Origin of the sequence: Streptomyces sp. NPDC058685, assembly GCF_042714725.1 — a bacterium.
Lineage (GTDB): Bacteria > Actinomycetota > Actinomycetes > Streptomycetales > Streptomycetaceae > Streptomyces.
The window spans coordinates 213222-231682 of the sequence record NZ_JBHXSL010000005.1 but is presented as its reverse complement, the minus strand read 5'-3'; the positions used below and the strand labels follow the sequence as shown (position 1 = coordinate 231682).

Here is an 18461-nt window from a genome sequence, read left to right as displayed (position 1 = left end):
GTGCGCGGGTGCCATGGCCGGAGGACCCCGCGGAAAGGCTGGACCGCCGGTTACCCGACCCCGCTGAACGGCAGGGCGTCGCTCGACCGGTCCGCCTGGATCGGTTCGTCGGCTGCCACGTCCGCGTCCACGCGCTCGTCCGGGGCGGAGTCGAACCCGGGGTCCAATGTGGCGAGCCGCACGGGCACCCCACCTTCACATATGTGCGGATGGTGGGGTGGGTAGGTGCTGAGTTGTCAGGAGGGTGTCCCGTGCGGGATGGTTGCCGGAAGGCAACGTTTCCGTACGAGTTGGTGAGGTGAGGGATTCGCCCAGCGGGTCCTCGATATTTGGTGTCCACTCAAGCGCAGACCGTCGCAGACACGGAGCCGGACTTTCCGTGGGGCCGTGCCCCGTACGCCGTGCTGGTCGCTGATCGGACAGGCACCGTCGTGCAGCGCAACGACGCCGCACAGGTACTGCTGCCCGCGGCCCTCCCCGGTACGCCCCTTGCGGACGTGGCCCCGGCCTGGCTGGTCGCGGCCCACCGGGCGATGCGTCCGACCGGCGCCACTGCCGCCCATGACGCTGACACACCGCTCTCCGGTGCGATCGACGGACGCCGTTTCGAGGCGCACCCCAGCGCGCGCGCCGACGGCACGGTTGCCTGGTGGCTGGTCGATGACACCGACCACCAGCTCGCCCGTGACGCACTCCTGATCGAGAGGGAACGGACCGCGTTTCTCGCGAAGGCGTCCAGCACGCTGCTGTCCTCCCTCAACCTGGGACGCTGCATGGACGTGACCGCGCAGATGGCCGCGGAGAACCTCGCGGATGCCGCCCTGGCCATCGCGCCCGCTCGGGGCTACCGGCTGCCGGTGGTGACCTGCCTGCGCGGTGGCACCCCCACCACGTCACAGGAAACGGTGGACCCGGACGACGTCCCCGGTCTCGGCGAGGCGCTGCGGGGATTCCCGCCGGTGCCCTCACGGTGGATCGACCCGTCTTCTGCCCCGGCGTGGATGATCCCGGACGGTTTCGGGCCCATCGGCTCGATAGTGATCACCCCGCTACCCGGGCACGGCGTCCCTGCCGGTGCCTTGGTGCTGCTTCGCAAGGCGGACAGTGCCTCGTTCACCGACGAGGAAGAGGTCTTCGCCCGACTCTTCGCGGCGCGTTCGGGGGCTGCCATGTCAGCTGCCCGCTTGTACGCGGAGCAGACGGCGATCACCGAGGTGCTGATGCGGGAGCTGCTGCCCCCGACCCTGCACCAGATCGCCGGGGTGGACTTCGCCGGCAGCTATCGCCCATCGGCCGACCATGAACGGATCGGCGGGGACTTCTACGACGTGTACCCCGCCACCGTCGAAGGGGAAGCCTCGCTCGTCACGCTCGGAGACGTATGCGGCAAGGGCCTGGAGGCCGCCGTCCTCACCGGCAAGATCCGCAACACCTTGCACGCTCTGCTGCCCATGGCCGACGACCACCAGCGCATGCTGACGCTGCTGAACACCGCGCTGCTGAACTCCCACAACACACGGTTCGCGACGCTGGTTCTGGCTTCCGCCGTCCGCCGGGGCAGCAACGTCGAGCTCGGGCTGACCAGCGCCGGACATGCGAAACCGCTGGTCATCCGCGTGGACGGGACCGTGGAGGAGGCTGACACCTGCGGGCGGCTGGTGGGGGTCATGCCGACCGTTCCCGCCAACACCGCGACGATCACCCTCGCGCCGGGGGAGTCCTGCATTCTGTACACCGACGGCATCACCGAGGCCCATGGCGGTCCGCTGGGCGACACCCAGTTCGGAGAGGAACGTCTCAAGCGCGCCCTCGCCGGGTGCGCCGGAATGCCTTCCGAGGGCATCGTGGAGCACATTCAGATGCTCGCGTCCCAGTGGCTCGGCAACCGTCGGCATGACGACATGGCCGTCGTCGCGATCTCTGCACCACGTACCCACCATTTGAGTGCGGTGGATGGCCGTACTCGGGGCAGGTACACCGCATGAGCACGAGCACACCACCTCGCCTCCGATGCAGCGCCGAGTTCGCACAGTTGGCCGATCAGTTGTGGAACGGCGTGGCGGCCGGAGACGAGTACGCCGCCACCGAGGTCGTCCTGCGCGCCCTCGACGACGGCCTGGAACCGGAGAGCGTGCTCCTGGACGTGATCGCGGCGGTGCAGGGCAAGGTCGGCGAGGAGTGGGCCGCGAACCGGATCAGCGTTGCGCAGGAGCATGCGGCGACGTCCATCAACGAACGGGCCGTTGCCGCGCTCGCCCTCCACCCGGCCGCCCGAAGGACCCCCACCCTGGGCCGGATCACCGTTGCGTGCGTGGACGGCGAGTGGCATGCACTGCCGGCCCGGCTGGTGGCGGAAGTGCTGAAGCTGCGTGGATGGCAGGTCGACTACCTCGGCGCGCAGGTCCCCGCCCCGCACCTGATCTCTCACCTGCACACCACCAAAGCCGATGCGGTCGCGCTGTCCAGCTCGATCGCAACGAGGCTGCCCACCGCGCACGCGGCGATCACGGCCTGCCAGGCCGTGGGCGTGCCCGTCCTGGTCGGCGGCGCCGCGTTCGGACCGGACGGCCGGTACGGGCGGTTGCTGGGGGCCGAGGCATGGGCGCCGGACGCCCGTACCGCGGCCGACCGGCTCGCCGAGGGGCCGCTGCCCCGCCCGCAGGTCGACCACCAGCAGATGGACGACCTGCCGCACCTGGCCGACCAGGAATACACGATGGTCACCCGCAACAGCGACAATCTGGTGCGAACCGTCTTCCACGCGCTGGAGGACGCGTTCCCCGCCATGCGCGTCTACGACGACATCCAGCGCGAGCGTACGGCCGAAGACCTCGCGCACATCGTGGAGTTCCTCGCGACCGCCCTCTACCTCGGTGACGAAAAGCTCTTCACCTGGTTCATCACCTGGACCGCGCAGATTCTTGTCGCACGGGGCGTGCCCGCGCAGTCCCTGCCGCCTGCTCTGAACCTCTTCGCCCGTGAGCTCAAGGACTTCCCGCGGGCGGCCCGCATCCTGCAGCGCGGCGTTGAAGCACTCACCACCGCACCTCAGACCACCACTGGAAAGCCCGCATGACCACGCTGCCCCCCGCCCTGCACCTGACCACTGTCGATGCCGAGGACAGAGTCCGCATAGAGATCAGCGGGAATCTCGACTACGACAACGCCGACCTGCTGCTGGACGAGGCCACCGCGCAGCTCTCCGCCCGCCCGCAGCTGACGGACTTGCATCTGCACTGCGCGGGTATCGGCACGGTCGACTCCATGGGGCTGTCCGTCCTGCTGATGATCGGCAGACGCACCGCCGCAGCAGGGGTGCGCCTCCACTTGGAGGACCGGCCCGAGAAGCTGAACCGGCTCCTCGACGTCACCGGTACGCTTGAGTACTTCACTGTGATGTCCCCCACCGGAGCCGCGATGTCGCACGAGGAGTCTGCGCTTCCCGTGGTCGAGAGGGAAGCGCGAGCGGCCCGCCCCACCGGACCCGACAGCACCACCTGAGAGCCACTGCCCGGCCGATCACCGGGCAGAAGCACCCACCGACGGGGAGCCATGCCCGCACCAGACGCCATCCCCAGCAGGATCTGCGACGAGGCGGCCCAGAGCGCCAGTGGCATCGCCGAACTCCTCGACGTGATGTGGGGGCGCGTCCAGGACTCCACTGCCGATGCCACCACCCCGGCCTCGGCCTCACAGCTGCGCCTGATGTACGTCGTCGAGCGACAGGACGGCATCCGGATGCGGGCGGTGTGCAAACTGCTTGCCGCCTCGCCTCCGAACGTCTCCCGCATGTGCGACCGTCTACAGGCCACTGGCTTCCTCGAACGGCTGCCGTGCCCCGACAGTGGACGCGAGATCACCCTGCGACTGACCACCGCGGGCAAGAGGCACCTGGAACGCATCCGTGAGCAGCGCAAGAGCATGCTTCACCGGGCCATCCACAACATGCCCTCCGTCGAACGCCGTGCCCTGGCCATAGGACTGGCAGAACTTCGGCATCAGCTCACCACCGCCGCCGGCGAGGAGCACGAGAGATCCGGTGCCCACAGCGCGGCCTGAATCCGTGCAGGAGTCCGGCCGGCCCGGGCCGTGCGACGTCCGGATTCGGCGCAGTGGAGTGTGCGAGAAGCCAGGCTCGTAGGGCTGACGGGCCCGTCGGCGCTCGGCGACATGGTCTTCGCCGCCTTTGCGGTGCCCGACGCTGATGATTCCGCGGGCTTTCCTCATCGAGGCCGCCTCACCCGGTCACTGTTGCCGGGCTCCCGGTCGTCCCCAGCAGGGTTCACCCGCTACGGCGCATGAGGGGAGGCACGTCCCCGCGGGTGGCGGTACGAGTGTCGGGGTGAATGGCAAAGACCTGTTCGAGCCCGAGGATCCGCAGGACGCGCAGCGTGTTGCCGGGGACGGCGGCCAGGGCGACGCCGGCCTGCGCCGCTTGTGCGTGGTTGCGCGCGACGATCAGGGCGCCTATGCCGCTGGAGTCGCAGAGCTCCAGGTGGGCGAGGTCCAGGACCAGCCGTTGCCCCGGGTGCAGGACCAGGGTGGTGATGAAGGCGCGCAGTTCGTGCGCGGTGTCGTAGTCGAGGTCGCCGGTGATCTCGACTACGGGACCGGTGGCCGCGTCGCGCGCGGCGATCTTCAGCTTGCTCATCTCGACAATTCGTAGCCGGGCGGGTTCGCGGATTGGTAGGGGAGCAGTGCGGTGTCGTCGTCCGCTACCCGCCCAGTGGTCTCCAGGAAGGCAGTCGACGCCTGAATCCGCGCCCCGGTCGGGGCGCCGACGTGAGGGATAACGAAGTTCCGTAGGCCGAGTCACCCTGGAGGCGCGGTCGGCTTCGGTGCGGGCAGCTGAGCCGACCGCGGCGGGAGCCGGGACTCGCGTCGTTGCAGGGGTGGGGTCGTTGGCTTGGGGCGGGCCTTCACTTGCGGTCTCGCGCCCGCCTCGGCGATCACCCACATGTGGATCGGCCGCTACGGTGACCGGCCGATTGCGCCGCGCGGTGCTCCGTGCAGGATAGAGTTGATAGTTGTCGTATGACAACGTTCTTGGTGGGTCATGGTGTTTCATGCAGGTGTGAACTCTCCGCATTCCTTTGAGCCGGATTGCAGGAGCCACGCTCCACGGCCGCGTGCCACCCCGCCTTCTGACCGCTTCCGAAGAAAAGGCGCCCAGCGTGACAGACTTTCAGGCCGTTGAGCGCGCTGTCCGCACAGGAGCGCCCAACGAACTCCTTGACACGGTGCGCGCCGCGTTGATCGAGCGCTTCGATGCCACCGAGGTCAACCTGCTGATGGCTGACTACAGCCTCACCGTTCTTCAGCCGGTGACCGCCCTTCCGCACACGGCCCAGCCCCTGTCCGTACAGACCAGTCCAGAGGGCCGTGCCTTCGGCAGCCAGGAGCCGTACGGCCAGTACATCGCTCAGGGCGGCGCGGTCGACCTGCATCTGCCGGTGACCGTACGCGGCGACAGACTCGGCATCCTGACCGTCCGCCTTCCCGAACACAGATGCACCCCTCAAGCGGTGGACGAAATGACAGGTCTCGCCGAGTTCTTGGGGCATGAAATCATCGTGGCGGAACGCGACACCGATCTCTACCTGCAGGCCCGCCGAAGCCAGCGGCTCACCCTGGCGGCGGAGATGCAATGGCAACTTCTACCCGCCCGTGCCTGCGCGCGCCGGGAATACGCCATCGGGGCTCAGTTGGAGCCCGCGTACGACATCCACGGCGACAATTTCGACTGGGCCACCACGGCCGACACCCTCACTCTCACCATCACCAATGGAATGGGCGAGGGAATCCAGGCCTCACTGCTGACGAATCTGGCGGTCAACGCCCTCCGCAACGCCCGCAGGGCCGGCATCGCCATCGCCGATCAGGCTGCGCTCGCCGATCAGGCGATCTACGCCCAGTATCGCGGTGAGCAATACGTCTCGACCCTGCTGCTGTCCTGTGAACTGGCCACGGGACGGGTGCAGGTGGTCGACGCCGGATCCCCACAGCTCTGGCGCTACCGCGACAAGGTCGTGGAGCGCGTGGATTTCAACGCACAGCTCCCGCTGGGGATGTTCGACGAGTCCTCCTACGAGGCGCAGGAGTTCCAGGCCCTGCCCGGCGACCGCTTGGTCTTCGTCAGCGACGGCGTCTACGGCGCCGTCTCGAAAGCGGGGGAGAGCTACGGCGAGCGTGCGCTTGCCCGAGCCATTCAGGCGGTCAGCTTCCTGCCTGCTGCCGCAGTCCCTCGAGCGGTGCTGCAAGAACTGACGGCGTACCGCGACGCCGACGCGGACGATGATGCCTTGGTCGTGTGTCTCGACTGGTTCGGCCGTAGCTCGTCGGAGGCGCACTGATCCACGGAGTCCGGGGGAGTTCCTCTCCCAGGATTCCCGGTCCGGACCGTCCACAGACTTCCAGGTCAGAGCGCGGGGCTCGTCCGTCGCCTCGTGTTGGAGAGTCGTGCGAGCAGCCTCCGTGAATCTGCGGCTCCCGGCGACCGACGCAGTCTTCTTCTCCCTGCGGACTTGCCTCCCGCGCCGAGTGTCGATCCCGCGGTTGAGCGGGGCGAGTTCCAACGTCGTACGGGCGCGGTCCTTCGCGGGGCAAGATCGTGTGGGCCCCTCGTCACAGGAGTGGGTCTTCGGCGGTCATGCGGGCCAGCAGCGTGCGGGCCTGTTGGACGCGGGGGTGATGGGGGTGCAGGAACTGCTCGCAGGCGCTCAGCGCGTGACGGGCTGTGGCTTCCGCCTCGGTGCGTCGACCCAGACCGTGAAGGGTTGTGGCGGTGACCATGTCCTGACTTCCGCTGCAGGAGCGGGGCCGATCCTGCTTGATCTGAAGGGTCTCGGCCAGGGCCTCTTCAAAACGGCCCTGCCCGTTCAAGCTGCGCACCAAGGCACACTGAAACCCGGCCGCGCGGTGTCCCTCCGCCCGGGATATGTTGCCGCGGGCTATGGCCTCGGCTTCCTCGTAGCGGCCCTGCCCGCACAGCGCAGCTGCCAGGCTGTCCAAAGCCGACAGCTCGACGTCCCACACCTCGGTGAGGTGCGCGAGACGGTTCGCTCCGCGCAGGATGTGCCGCGCCTCGGCCTCTGCCTGCGCATACTGCCCCTGGTCGACGTGCAATACCGCGCGGATTGCCCGGACAGCCAGCAGCAGACTTCTGTCGGCGCCCTCTGCCTGGTCCAACTCCGCGATCAAGGCGTCGAGTTCGGCCTCCAACTCCGCCCCGCGGCCGTGAGCGATGCCGGCTGCCAGGGCCGTGGCCTTGGTGAGACACACCCACATGAGGCTCTTGCGGCCGCGTCGCGCCGCGGCGGCACGAGCCTCGGCCTCGGCATCCTCGTACTGGCCCGCCTGCAACAGGTCCTGGACGCGGTCGAGAACCACCTGCTGCGAACGGGACACGCTACTGCTCGACCACCCGGGCCACGAGCGGCCCGACACGCTTCTTCTGAGCTTCATCATGCGCGAGGCTACGTGAAACCGGTCAGTCGGCATCGAGTGGGGGAGGAGAGCTTCGGCCTGCCAGATCGAAGCGGCAACATCCTGGACCGAACCGGCGGTTCGGTCCCTCAGGTGGTCGACGCCGGGGGCCTTCGGGTGCGGGCCATCCTCTTGGCCACGACAGCGCGTGGCAGGTGACGTGCAGCGACGGCAAACGCCTTGTACCGCCAACCAGTGATGCTGACAGGCCGTTTGTGGTCCAGGTCCTTCAACGCCTGCTTCACCACCGCGTCTGCTTCCAGCCATGCTGACGACGGCAGGGCGCTCACATCCATCCGTGCCCGTTCCTGGAACTCCGTGCGTGTGAAGCCCGGGCAGACAGCGAGCACACGGACCCCGAATGGCTCCATGTCAATGCGTAGAGACTCACTGAACGCCGTGACCCACGCTTTTGCGGCCCCGTACGTCCCGGTGGGCAGCAGACCGGCCACAGAGGAAATGTTCAGGATGGCCCCCCTCCTTCGCGTCCGCATCCCCAGGGCGGCGGCGTGACTGAGCCGCAGGGGTACGTGGACCAGGAGTTCCAGCATCCGCTCCTCGTCCTCCAGGGAGCTGTACGGGAAGGGGGTTGCCAGTCCGAAACCGGCGTTGTTCACCAGAACGTCGACGGGCACGTCCTCCGAAGCCACACGGTCCGACACCCTTCGGCACTCCGCGGGATCGAGGAGGTCTGCAACCAGGACTTCGACAGAGACTTCGAACTCCACCCGCAAGGCGTCGGCGGCGCTTTCGAGACGCGCCTTGTCGCGGGCGACCAGGACGAGATCGCAGCCTTGGGCCGCGAAGCGGCGAGCGAACGCCGCGCCGATGCCTGAGCTGGCACCAGTGATGAGAACCGTGGTCAAGTGAACGCCGCTTTCAGAGTCATGGCTTGAAGGTTTGCGTCGAGGCTGATCCGTAGGCACATACCGCGACGACGAGAACTTCTTCTCGCCCTTGAGGTTGTAGCACTCGGAGCCGATCGCGCGGCGTTCGGGTGTGATCTTGGCTGGTTCGCACTCAGGGTCCGGCATGGGCGTGGAGGATGCCGGCCGCCCCGTCCGTCAGCCGAGGATCTTGCGCTTCTGTTCGTTGAGTTCCTCTTCGGTCAGCACCCCTTGGGTCTTCAGCTCACCGAGTTCCTTGAGCTTCTCGGCGGTCGAAAGGCGTTGCTGCTCAGTGCCGCCGCTCAGTCGCTGTCGAAGCCGCCCGAGTCCACGTCGGCGCTGTCTCCACTGTCCCCCGAGTCGGACACGCTCGGCGGCCTGGACGCTTCGCGGAGCTGCGTCCTCACCTTGTCGGAGACGACCGTCGCGGTGATCAGGCCTGCCAAACAGGCCATCATGAGGGCCATCCCTGAGAAGAACACCGCGGCCCACAGCGGGCTGTTCACGTCCACATCGAAGAAGACGAGCAGGCTCGCACCCGGGAACACGCCAAAGATCCACGAACCGCAGACGGTAGCCACCGTCACGGATTGGTGGAGATCGGAGAAATCAGCGATCCTTCGTAGCGTCGCCGCATGTCCCGGCCACGCAACCGGGATCAGAGCGACCGCCTGGCAGACCAGGCAGGCGAGTTGGACGACGGCATAGCCCGCGAAGGAGAACGGGCGCGACCAGTAGTACACCAACCCGGCGAGGGCGCTGAGGAATGTGCCCGCATTGCCCACCACCACCCACGATGAGCGGGACCGTATGTAGTCGGACACCGCGTCGAACATGTCCTCCCAGAACCATGCCTGGGTGATCGTTCTCAGTCTGTTGTGGATCCTGATGCCGTCGAACATGAGCCGCCCCCATGTGTCGCCAATGTCCTCAGCGTCAATCATGCCCACGCCAGGGAAGCCGTAAATGGGCGGATGGTGGAGCGGGGTGGGAACCCGGAAGGTGAGGACGGCGCGGGGTGAGCCCCTGTGGGATTGCGTGGGCTCTGGAGGAAGTGCCCTGCCGAAGGTGTCGGTGAATGTCTCGACGGCGGGGGTGCGCAACCGGTCGGAAGATGTTGCCGGTTGCGCCTGGGCTCCGGGAGAGGCATCGGTGGCGACGTCCACGGCCGTGCAGCCGTCGAGCGCAGCCGGCAGCAGCTCGACCGGCGAGAACTCGGTGCCCTCTTTGCCGGCGCTGCCGCCGAGGCGATCGTGGCACCGCGGGTGTTGTCGATCGATCTCGGGGCGAGCTGGTGGTTCAGCAAGCGCAGGTCGCCCGCTACTCGTACCGATACTTCAGCGAATCCGCCTCCGCCTGCTCGATGCCGGCGATCGTCAGCTCCGGCATCCGGAGCTGGGCCAGCGTCACCTCGGCCGAAGTCGGCTGGGCGTCTGCCGGCAGCCACTGCTCCGGCTTCCAGGCCCCGCTGCGCAGAAGCGACTTGGGGCAGTGCGGGTAGACTTCCTCGATCCCCACCACCAGCGCGCTGGCCGGCGGCTTTCCCACGGCGGTCAGTTGCGACAGCAGGTCCGGGCGGGTGGAGACGCAGGCCCGGCCGTTCACCCTGAGCGTCGTGGTGCGCCCCGGGATGACGAACAGCAGCCCGGCCCGTCCGGTGGCGACGACGTTCTGCAGGGAGTCCAGACGCTTGTTGCCGGTCGCGTCCGGTATCGCCACCGTCCGTGAGTCCAGGACGGCGACGAACCCGGCGGGACCGCCGCGCGGGGAGACGTCACAGTTGCCCTCGGCGTCCGTACTGGCGACCAGGACCAGCGATGAGCAGCCGATCAACCGTCGGGTCTGATCGGTGAGTTCATCCATCTGCTTACGCAATGCCGCGGCCTTGGGGAGTTCGTAGGCCCGACGCAGCGTCTCCTGGTCGGGCACGGCGTCGAGGCGGAGCGAGTCGAAGGCGCTGCTGGCAAAGGGTGGCGTCATGCCCCGACCCTAATGGGCCGGCCTGCGAACCTCCGGGGTGGGCGACCGGCTCGATCGCGCCCTGCGGTCGATGGTTCCCGGCCGCCGGGATGGGCGGATCAGCGCAGTCCGGCGAAGAGATCGTTCTCGGGTACGGCCGCGCCGGTGGCGTCCTGGACACGTACGAAGGTCTCCATACCCATCAACTCGCTGAACCTCTCTTTGCCCATCTTGAGGAAGAAGATGTTCTCGCCCTGACTGGCGTGCGCGGCCAACGAGTCGAACTTCTGACCGCTGAACGCGGTGGTGTCCACCCACGTGGTGATCTCATCGTCGGGGAGGCCGATCTCGGCCATCGCGGCGGCCTCGGCAGGATCCGGCTCCGGCATCTCTTCACCGAACTCGCGCATGATCTCGCCGAACCGCCGCATCATCGAGCGAGGCATCGTGGTCCAGTACACCTTCGGTGTCAGCGCGGTCATCTCCAGCGCCGCCATGGTGATGCGGTGGGCCTGGATGTGGTCGGGGTGGCCGTAGAAGCCGTTCTCGTCGTAGGTGACGACCACATCAGGTCGGTAGTGCCGCATGAGTTCCGCGAGTCGGGCCGCGCCTTCCTGCACGGAGGTCTGCCAGAAGGATCCGGGGGCGTCGTTGCTCGGCCAGCCCGTCATCCCGGAGTCGGCATAGTCCAGCATCTCCAGATCGCTGACCTTCAGGACGTTGCAGCTCTCCTCAAGTTCTTGACGACGCATCGAGGCGACCGCCGCCGGATCGTGCCCGGGAGCGCCCGGCTTGACCCCGCCCGGTCCGTCACCGCAACCGCCGTCGGTACACGTCACGAGAACCGTGCGGATTCCTTCCGCCGCGTACCGCGCGAGAACCCCTCCGGTTCCGGTGGCCTCGTCGTCGGGGTGGGCGTGCACTGCCATGAGCGTCAAGGGCCGGTCAGCCATGAAACTGTCCTCCTGCGGAAATACGTCTTGGTCCGAGTGCGCGGCGGGCGTACCGCGATCTGGGGCCCGGATCCTGGTGGGGCGGACGGCCGTGTGGTCTCCGTGTCCCCCGCCCGTGCGGCGCCGGTTCCTCGATCGATACAACCGTGGCGGCCGGACCGGATGTTCCCGCCGCGGTGGCTTGGCCTTCCAGTCGTCGGCGTTCGACGCGAAGGAGTTGCGTACGCGAGCTGCATCGGGTCGTCCCGTGCGCCGGCCGCTGGTCGGACATTGTCTGGCCCTGCTCGCATTTGCCCGATGCGGGTTCCGATGGAGAGGTCGGTCATCAGGCCGAGCTGGTCAAGCCGAGGCTCGCTTCGGGGGCCCGCCCACGACGGTGAGCAGGTCCACCACGAAGATCAGCGTCGAGCCCGCCGGGATCAATGCGGAGGGTGACTGCCTGCCGTAACCCAGACGTGGGGGAACGATGATCTGGCGCCGGCCGCCGACCTTCATTCCCCTCACTCCCCGGTCCCAGCCCTTGATGACCCTGCCACCGCCCACGGCGAACTTGAACGGTCGATCCCGCTCCCAGGAGGAGTCGAATTCCCTTCCGGATGCGAACGTGACCCCTACATAGTGAACCTGGACGACAGTGCCCGGCAGCGCCTCTGGTCCGTCCCCGACCACGAGGTCCCGGATCGTCAGCTCGGTGGGCGCGTCACCCTCCGGAACCACGATTCTGGGCTTCGTCGGTTCGCTCATCACGGTCCCATCGCTCGCTACCGGAATCCCTCGCACGGGCAGGCCGGACGCATGGATATTCCATGCGGCAGGCGATCACGCTACCGGCAACGCGCATGCTCCGAGGTGCACCACCTGCCAGCTGCCGGCTTTCCTGGCTGTTCGTCGGCGATGAACGGCAGGTCCGTCCGATCTGGCTGGACTACGCTGGTGGAGCTGCCAACGTGAACGAAGGACGCATATGGCTCGCGCCTACAACCCCGGACCGAAACAGTTCGTCTTCGCTGTCGGTGATGGCAACGACCAACAGGTCTCCGTGGGCGACCCTCAGGAAGCCTACGTAGCGTTCTCTGCGTTCTTCCGTGATCGAGATGCTGACACCTACACCATCAACGATGAACCGTCGGGGCAGAGTTTGGTACTCATGCCCGGGCAAGGGGTGATCTCCCGGATCAAGGACGCGGACCAGCCCCGGTCGGAATACCTCCAGGTCGACCGGGCCAATCGCTACCTTCCGAGCGCGATGCTGTTCTTCGAGAACGGATATGCCGGCCTCGACCGCTTCGGCCAGTGGTTTCCCGACCTCGCCGACCTCGACGCGTCACCGGAGACTCGCGGCGCCGCCCGCGCCGCCACGATCACGACGGAAGCAGCGGCGATCGAAGAGATCGCTCGGATCTGGGCAGATTCGGGCTACGTGGACCCGAGCGACCAGTACTACATCTTCTTCGACTCGCATGATGTCGACGACGACAGAGCCGAACGAGCCGAACTGCTCAAGTTGATCGAGTTCCTCGGTATCGAACGAGTCGACGCCCCGGCCGAGGCCGCCGGGGGCGAAGTCTGGGTGCGCACCGACCCACGCCTCGACGCCGAATGTGCACGGTGGTCGTGAACACAGGGTGCGGGGTGGGGCTGCCGCATCACCGTGATGCCAGACCGGCGCCGTTCCGGGAAACACTGAGTCCATGAGAGACACCGTCTTCACGCGCATGAGCGGCTGGATCCCGAACGTGATCCGCGAAGGCGGCGAGCTGAAACTGATGCTCGCTGCCGGGGCCGACGCCAATCACGAGCCTCGCACGTTCACGTTCTCGATCGGCGAAGCCCACCTTGCGGTGATCCGGGAGGACCTGGCCAGACACCTGCTGCTGTGGAGTGCGGTCCTTCCGTTGTGCGACGACGCCGGAACCCGGGGCCGGCTCGACGAGAACGCTGCCGTCGCGCTCCTGGACCCGATCCTGCTTGCCGCGCCCGCAGACGTCGACGCGCTCTTCCAGCGCATTCGGTGGGACAGGAGCCGGCTCATCGCCCATGGGGCCGACACAGGTCTCCTTGAGCGCGGTCGGGTATGCGCGGCGATGCGCGCGGCGACAGAGACGTCGAACGGGAGACGAGCTCAGGAGTACCGAGCGGACCGCCGTCGCGCCGAGCGCGGAGCAGTACTCGGTCCGCTCGACGCCGCGATCCTGAGGTACACGGGCCAGTATGTGCACGGCGCGACGGTTCCGAGGCGGCTGCCGGATGCCGTCGACCCCGCTCTGCTCCCCGAGGTCGTGCGGGTGATCGCCACTGCGGAGCAGGCGTGCGCCGGGATGCGGATCAGCCGCGATCCACGACGGGGAAACCGCGCCACGGACAGGCGCGACTGGGGTCGGATGGAGACGACGGTCGAAGCGGCCGTGCGCCGTGCACACCCTGAGCTCGTCGATGACGCGGTGCGTACCGTGAGCTTCCTGATGTGCTCGGAGGCCGCGGACCGCTCCAGGAGCACACCTATGGAGGATGACGAGGAGGCTGCCGGCCACCGCGTCGACTTCGGCGGGGGTGCGAGGAAGACGGTCCTGTCGTTCACCGACGACAAGGGCGCCGAGAAGAAGTGGCTACGGGAGAGTTCCCGCACCGCCGCCGCGGAGTTCTGGGAGTTCGTCGGCGATCGTTCTGCCGGGGACAACGAAGTGTTCACCATCGAGGACGAGGAGATGGGCGAAGGGATCCAGCTCCACTTCTACGCGGACTCCATCGCCCGGATCACGACGCTGCGCGAGGGTGAAGGCGGGTCGGATCCGGAGTACCGGGTCGAGTACAGCCTGGTCGACGGGATCGGCGGGTACCGGAACCTGGTGAGCGCCTTCGTCCGCGGCGGCTGCGCCGCACTCGAACAGCACGGTCCCTGGATGTCGGATGTCGCCGAGTTCGAGCGCGCGCGTCGGCGGCGCGACGCCCGGTAGTCCCAGCGGGAGCCCGCGCCCGCGCCGTCGGAAGAACTTGCGAAGATCGGGGGGACGGGGCGGTCGCATGACGGTGACCTCGTCGTCGGCGCCGAACAGCGCACCCGTACCAGTTCGGCCGGTCTCGCGATGTGGCACCGCCGATCTCGCGAGGTGTCTGCGCAACGAACTCCCGCCCATCTCCGTTTCGTTGCTCTCGCAGGTTCCGGAGTCCCACACCGCCCGGGCCGGCCGAAGAGTGGCCACTGCCAGGCTGGGAGTGGACGCTGAGACGCGCCGTGACGGCGCTAGCAAACGCCCGCCTGGCAGAAGTGCGACAGGTGTTGAACCGAACAACACGGCATAACACTGCCGAATGAGGACGTCGATGCCCACATGGAAGGCCCCGCCATCGTCGTCGACACGATAGCCCTGTACTGAGGCCCTGGAGCCATGCATCTGCCGCCGAGGGCCTTGCGGAGCTCAGACGCCGGTCAGCTTTCTCCAGGTCTTGTTGCCCACGATTCCGTCTGCCGCAAGGCCGTTCCTTTGTTGGAAATGCCTCACAGCAGCATCGGTTTTTGCACCGAATATTCCATCCACGACCAGGGCGGGTGTCCACCCGAAATCATTGAGGTGCCTCTGGATGTTCTTGATCCCCTCCGCCTTGGGTGCGCCTACCTTAGCAAAAGGCTGGTCGGCCGCAGCACGCTCTGCCGGAGTGGGATGCTTTTCCAGCCACTCGCGCATATACCCCGGCAGGTCATCCATGTCGAAGTCCAGCCCCGTTGTCCACCCCTCTACTTGCCTGATCTTCTCAGCGAATTTCGTGATTTGTCCATCGCTCAAATCCTCGATTCGCGTGCTCGTAGTCACCCCTCCCCCGAGGGCGTCGACTATTGCCTGAGCGTATTTCTCTGGGGTGTTCGCTCCATGCCCGCTAGGCGCATAAATTTTCATCATCTCCAGGATCGTCTTAGTGCGACGGTTGGGATGTCGCAGGAATTTGCGGATGGCCTGGAACCCTGCCTCTTCGCTAGGGAAGATGGCGAACAGGTAGTTGTATTTCCCCGGATATGCGCCGTAGCTTTCCGCTTCACTGGATCGCACGATGTTGCCCGGGTTCTTGTTGGTCCAGGAGATGCTTCCCCCAGTTCGCATTCTGTCCGTGTAGAACACATGAGCAATCGCGAGGATGCTTACCGCCTCGCCGGCTTCCATGTCTTCAAATATTTTCGAGTACATGAGTCTCTCCGTGCTCCTGAGGAATGATGTCAGGCCTGAGTGGATTTCGCGCTTCTCCTCAATTGATGCGATCCACGGCGGATGTAGAAGGATTCAATCGCCCGTCAGAGAGGCGGCGGAACGTCAATAGCGTGGAGTCTTACCCAAGGACGTTCTGAGGCCGTCTCCGGGACGTTGAGGCTTTGTCGCCGATGTGTGAGTGAAGCGTCTTTGGAGCGCCACCCGCGGTGACCAAGTTCCTGTCGGCGGGTCTGCGGGCCAGTTCAACTCACGGCGATGCGGGTGTCTTCGGGCGCTCCGCTTCTGGCCGGTGTGCGGCATGCCGGAAATCCGCGCAGCAACCTCGGCCCGCGTGTTGCTCGCCTTCGAAGATCCTGGAGGAGGCTGAACTCGAAGCTCGACCGCCTCGTTCGGGGAGATCTTCCGTTGGTCGAAGACCAGGCGTGGACGAGACAAGGGCCAGTCTGCGCCTCCGGCGCGGCCCCGGAGGGAGGAGCGTTGATGACTTTACTCATCGAGCAGCACGAGCACGATGTCCTAACGAAGGGCAGGCGGGTTCGGCTGCCAACATCTGCCCATCAGGCTGCCGCGAATCAACTGTCGCCGGTGTCCGTCCCCGGATCAGCCGCCGACACGCAAGATTGCCTTTCCGCAGATGCTGTGACGCAACACCTATTTGGGCATCAGGTCCTGCACGAGCTGAGTCATTTGCTGCGATGGCCCAACGTTGAGCTCACGGCGCAGGAAGGCCCGATAGTCGCGGTAGCGCTTCAGCGCGCTGGCGACATTGCCCTCCGCGAGATGCACCTCTATCACGATGCGATGCGCGGTCTCCCGTATGGGATCCACGGTCATGGCTGCGAGGGCTGCCTGGAGCGCGGGCAGGAACTGCTCCGTCGCCTGAAACTGCTGGGCCAGGCCTTCGAGGGCGTAGACACGCATCTGGTCCCAGCGATCTCGTTCCCAGATCAACCATTCGTCTGCCCAACCAGGTAACAACTCCCGGCTCAAGTCCCTGACGAGGCCTGCCCCGTCGGTGGGCAACGGTTGTCCCGCTTCAACCACCTGACTGGCTGACGCCCGGACACGATGCAAATCGACGTGAACCGCGGGCGAGAGCAGCAGGCTCGGTCCCACCGATTCGATCGCGGTCACGCAGCCCAGGCGCCGGCCTTGGCATAGGGCGGATCGGAGATTGGCTGCCGCCCGGAAGGGGGTGCAGTCGGGCCAGAGTCGTTCTGCGGCAGCGGCTCGGTGAGCATCGCCGTTTTGCAACGCAAGAAACGCCAGCAGGCGCTGAGCTCCCAAGGGGAGGGAGATGCGACAGCCGGCGTTCGTGACTTCGAAGGGCCTCAGCAGTTCGAGACACGCGTCATTCCTCGACACATCACCACTGTGCAACCGGCACGTGCTCCACGCACCTGCTGTTCGCATCTGCCGGGGTCCCGGATACACCCTTCTGGCCTGCATCAACGTCGCAGGGACGGATGAGAGATGTGAGCGGGACGCACCCTGAACGATGCGGGGCACACGGATGCGATGTGCGCGGAGGAGTATCAGAGCGACCGAGTGATTGGTGAGGGGCCGCAGATGCAGATCCACTCGGAGCTGTAGGACCTTTTGCGACCCAACGAGATCTTCACCGACCCAAAGATTGAATTTCCGCGCACGACAGACGGGTGCACCTTCCCAATCTTGGTGATCTCCTCGCGTCGCAGTATTGCGACACGGGCAAGGTCCCCTATGCATCCACTGCTTCGCACAATTGAACCCAACCGCGAACCCGTGCATCTCCGGATGCCGATCGGTCGCAAATGAGCTTCACTGGACACCCCAGCCTCCCGGCTCTGCGAAGTCCCCAAAAGCGGAGTGATCCTGATTGGGAGTCAGAGAGAAAGGAACGCAAAATGGTTACTGCACCCCCACGAGCAGCAACAGAAGCCGATGAGTATCAGAAGGTCTGCGACATCGTGAACAACGGAGTCAAGGACCTGCTGGTTCAAATCCTGGACAAGCTCAAGGACCCGAGCACGTTCAGGGAAGAAGTTCGGTACCTGGCGGACCGTCAAGGCGTGCCGCGAGAGGCCGTGGACGACACGGACCGAATGTTCGCTTCGTTCTGGAACCATTGCACCGGCCTCCAGGGAGACCTGAAGTGGCTGAATTCCTCCGCAGTGCCTGAGCGGTCTCGGTCGTTCGTGAAGGACTTCACGCCCGCGGCGGATGTCCCTGAGACCGAAAGGGATGCCACGATTAGGTGGGGCATCAGCCTGCCGTTCGGCATCGGCTTCCACACCTGAATGTCGACCTGCCTGTCCCTCGGTGCCGCGACCTGGCCTTTCGGGGCTAGCCGCGGCACCGTGCCGCCCCATGTCATCGCCTACTGGCTCTGGGGCATGTGACATAATCCCAAAGCAGTCAGTAACTCCTTCCGTGGTGCGGCAGACTGCGGGTCCTATGGGCAAGTGGCAAGACTGCGGTAGATGCACCTGTGAGTCCGCCCAAGACGCCCCGCACGAAGCCGTAGGCAATTGCGGTCACGACGGCGAAATGGGCAGCCCCCCGCACCGGCGCAGCCGGCAGCGGCCCGTGCAGGATTGTGGGCGGGTATCCGCAGGCTTTCAGGTTCCGTTCCGCCTGGGTCGCGAGTGCCGCATCGAGCTCGATGGTCGTGACCGCGTCGTCGCCGACCAGCGCGGACAACAGTCCGGTGCTGAAGCCGGTGCCCGCCCCCGAGTTCCAGCACCTGGCAACGGCCCGCTCCCGTATCAGCGAGAACGTGACCCCGAGCTTGATCAGGCATTGTTCAGCCGCAGATCCTTTGGGACATCCCCCGTACGCGCTCCCTGACGTGACCGCTGGAGCAGATCTGCCAGCTGGCGGTGGTACGGCCGGCGCGGCCGATCCGTACGACGTACGGGCTCCGTACAGCAAGGGAAAGCCGGCCTGCTCGTTAATGCTGACCGCCGGCGCGTGCGCCTGGTCCGCCAGACGGGCAG

Annotated in this window: 18 protein-coding genes; 8 read left to right on the top strand and 10 right to left on the bottom strand. The window is 66.4% G+C overall.

The window, feature by feature from the left end:
* Positions 1-50: 50 nt before the first annotated feature.
* Positions 51-182 (bottom strand): hypothetical protein, encoded by a 132-nt coding sequence (locus ACFWU3_RS06965; RefSeq protein WP_384432296.1) that lies wholly within the window; start codon positions 180-182, stop codon positions 51-53.
* 219 nt (positions 183-401) lie between these two features.
* On the opposite strand from ACFWU3_RS06965, the gene ACFWU3_RS06960 reads away from it, so the two are divergent.
* Genes ACFWU3_RS06960 through ACFWU3_RS06945 form a run of 4 tightly spaced genes read left to right on the top strand, consistent with a single transcriptional unit; the run spans position 402 to position 4059 of the window.
* Positions 402-1985, top strand: a complete 1584-nt coding sequence (locus ACFWU3_RS06960) for a PP2C family protein-serine/threonine phosphatase (protein WP_384432293.1) — start codon at positions 402-404, stop codon at positions 1983-1985.
* On the top strand, positions 1982-3076 hold the full coding sequence (locus ACFWU3_RS06955) for a B12-binding domain-containing protein (protein WP_384432290.1): 1095 nt from the start codon (positions 1982-1984) through the stop codon (positions 3074-3076). The genes ACFWU3_RS06960 and ACFWU3_RS06955 overlap by 4 nt, the downstream gene beginning before the upstream one ends.
* Entirely contained in the window at positions 3073-3501 is a 429-nt protein-coding gene (locus ACFWU3_RS06950) for an STAS domain-containing protein (RefSeq protein ID WP_384432287.1), read from the top strand. The genes ACFWU3_RS06955 and ACFWU3_RS06950 overlap by 4 nt, the downstream gene beginning before the upstream one ends.
* 51 nt (positions 3502-3552) lie before the next feature.
* Complete coding sequence (locus tag ACFWU3_RS06945; RefSeq protein ID WP_384432285.1) at positions 3553-4059, top strand: MarR family winged helix-turn-helix transcriptional regulator; 507 nt, start codon at positions 3553-3555, stop codon at positions 4057-4059.
* 223 nt (positions 4060-4282) lie between these two features.
* On the opposite strand, the gene ACFWU3_RS06940 is transcribed toward ACFWU3_RS06945, so the two are convergent.
* Positions 4283-4651, bottom strand: coding sequence for an STAS domain-containing protein (locus ACFWU3_RS06940; protein ID WP_384432282.1), 369 nt, complete (start codon positions 4649-4651; stop codon positions 4283-4285).
* 523 nt (positions 4652-5174) lie between these two features.
* Here ACFWU3_RS06940 and ACFWU3_RS06935 point away from each other — a divergent pair.
* Positions 5175-6353, top strand: coding sequence for a PP2C family protein-serine/threonine phosphatase (locus ACFWU3_RS06935; RefSeq protein ID WP_384432279.1), 1179 nt, complete (start codon positions 5175-5177; stop codon positions 6351-6353).
* 271 nt (positions 6354-6624) lie between these two features.
* Here the strand turns inward: ACFWU3_RS06935 and ACFWU3_RS06930 are convergent, their stop codons facing one another.
* The 6 genes from ACFWU3_RS06930 to ACFWU3_RS06905 all read right to left on the bottom strand — a co-directional run bounded on the left by ACFWU3_RS06930 (position 6625) and on the right by ACFWU3_RS06905 (position 12028).
* Positions 6625-7467, bottom strand: coding sequence for a tetratricopeptide repeat protein (locus ACFWU3_RS06930; RefSeq protein WP_384432276.1), 843 nt, complete (start codon positions 7465-7467; stop codon positions 6625-6627).
* Between the two features lie 107 nt (positions 7468-7574).
* A complete protein-coding gene (locus tag ACFWU3_RS06925; protein ID WP_384432273.1) occupies positions 7575-8519 on the bottom strand; it encodes an SDR family NAD(P)-dependent oxidoreductase in 945 nt (314 codons plus the stop codon).
* Between the two features lie 155 nt (positions 8520-8674).
* Positions 8675-9274, bottom strand: a complete 600-nt coding sequence (locus ACFWU3_RS06920) for a hypothetical protein (RefSeq protein ID WP_384432270.1) — start codon at positions 9272-9274, stop codon at positions 8675-8677.
* A 418-nt stretch (positions 9275-9692) separates the two neighbouring features.
* Positions 9693-10352, bottom strand: a complete 660-nt coding sequence (locus ACFWU3_RS06915; protein WP_384432268.1) for an MSMEG_1061 family FMN-dependent PPOX-type flavoprotein — start codon at positions 10350-10352, stop codon at positions 9693-9695.
* A gap of 98 nt (positions 10353-10450) precedes the next feature.
* Entirely contained in the window at positions 10451-11284 is an 834-nt protein-coding gene (locus ACFWU3_RS06910; RefSeq protein ID WP_384432265.1) for a PIG-L family deacetylase, read from the bottom strand.
* 339 nt (positions 11285-11623) lie between these two features.
* Positions 11624-12028, bottom strand: a complete 405-nt coding sequence (locus tag ACFWU3_RS06905) for an FKBP-type peptidyl-prolyl cis-trans isomerase (RefSeq protein ID WP_384432262.1) — start codon at positions 12026-12028, stop codon at positions 11624-11626.
* Between the two features lie 220 nt (positions 12029-12248).
* Between ACFWU3_RS06905 and ACFWU3_RS06900 the strand changes: the two genes are divergently transcribed.
* Both ACFWU3_RS06900 and ACFWU3_RS06895 read left to right on the top strand, forming a co-directional pair.
* Positions 12249-12902: a hypothetical protein gene (locus tag ACFWU3_RS06900; protein ID WP_384432259.1), complete on the top strand. Its 654-nt coding sequence runs from the start codon at positions 12249-12251 to the stop codon at positions 12900-12902.
* Positions 12903-12975: 73 nt separating this feature from the next.
* Complete coding sequence (locus tag ACFWU3_RS06895; protein WP_384432256.1) at positions 12976-14238, top strand: DUF6357 family protein; 1263 nt, start codon at positions 12976-12978, stop codon at positions 14236-14238.
* A gap of 462 nt (positions 14239-14700) precedes the next feature.
* Here ACFWU3_RS06895 and ACFWU3_RS06890 read toward each other — a convergent pair whose 3' ends face one another.
* Both ACFWU3_RS06890 and ACFWU3_RS06885 read right to left on the bottom strand, forming a co-directional pair.
* Positions 14701-15462, bottom strand: a complete 762-nt coding sequence (locus ACFWU3_RS06890) for a peptidoglycan-binding protein (protein ID WP_384432253.1) — start codon at positions 15460-15462, stop codon at positions 14701-14703.
* A 672-nt stretch (positions 15463-16134) separates the two neighbouring features.
* On the bottom strand, positions 16135-16617 hold the full coding sequence (locus ACFWU3_RS06885) for a BTAD domain-containing putative transcriptional regulator (protein WP_384432250.1): 483 nt from the start codon (positions 16615-16617) through the stop codon (positions 16135-16137).
* 752 nt (positions 16618-17369) lie between these two features.
* Between ACFWU3_RS06885 and ACFWU3_RS06880 the strand changes: the two genes are divergently transcribed.
* The gene (locus tag ACFWU3_RS06880) at positions 17370-17762 is read left to right on the top strand and encodes a hypothetical protein (RefSeq protein ID WP_384432247.1); all 393 of its coding nucleotides are present in this window, start codon (positions 17370-17372) and stop codon (positions 17760-17762) included.
* The last annotated feature ends 699 nt before the right edge of the window (positions 17763-18461 follow it).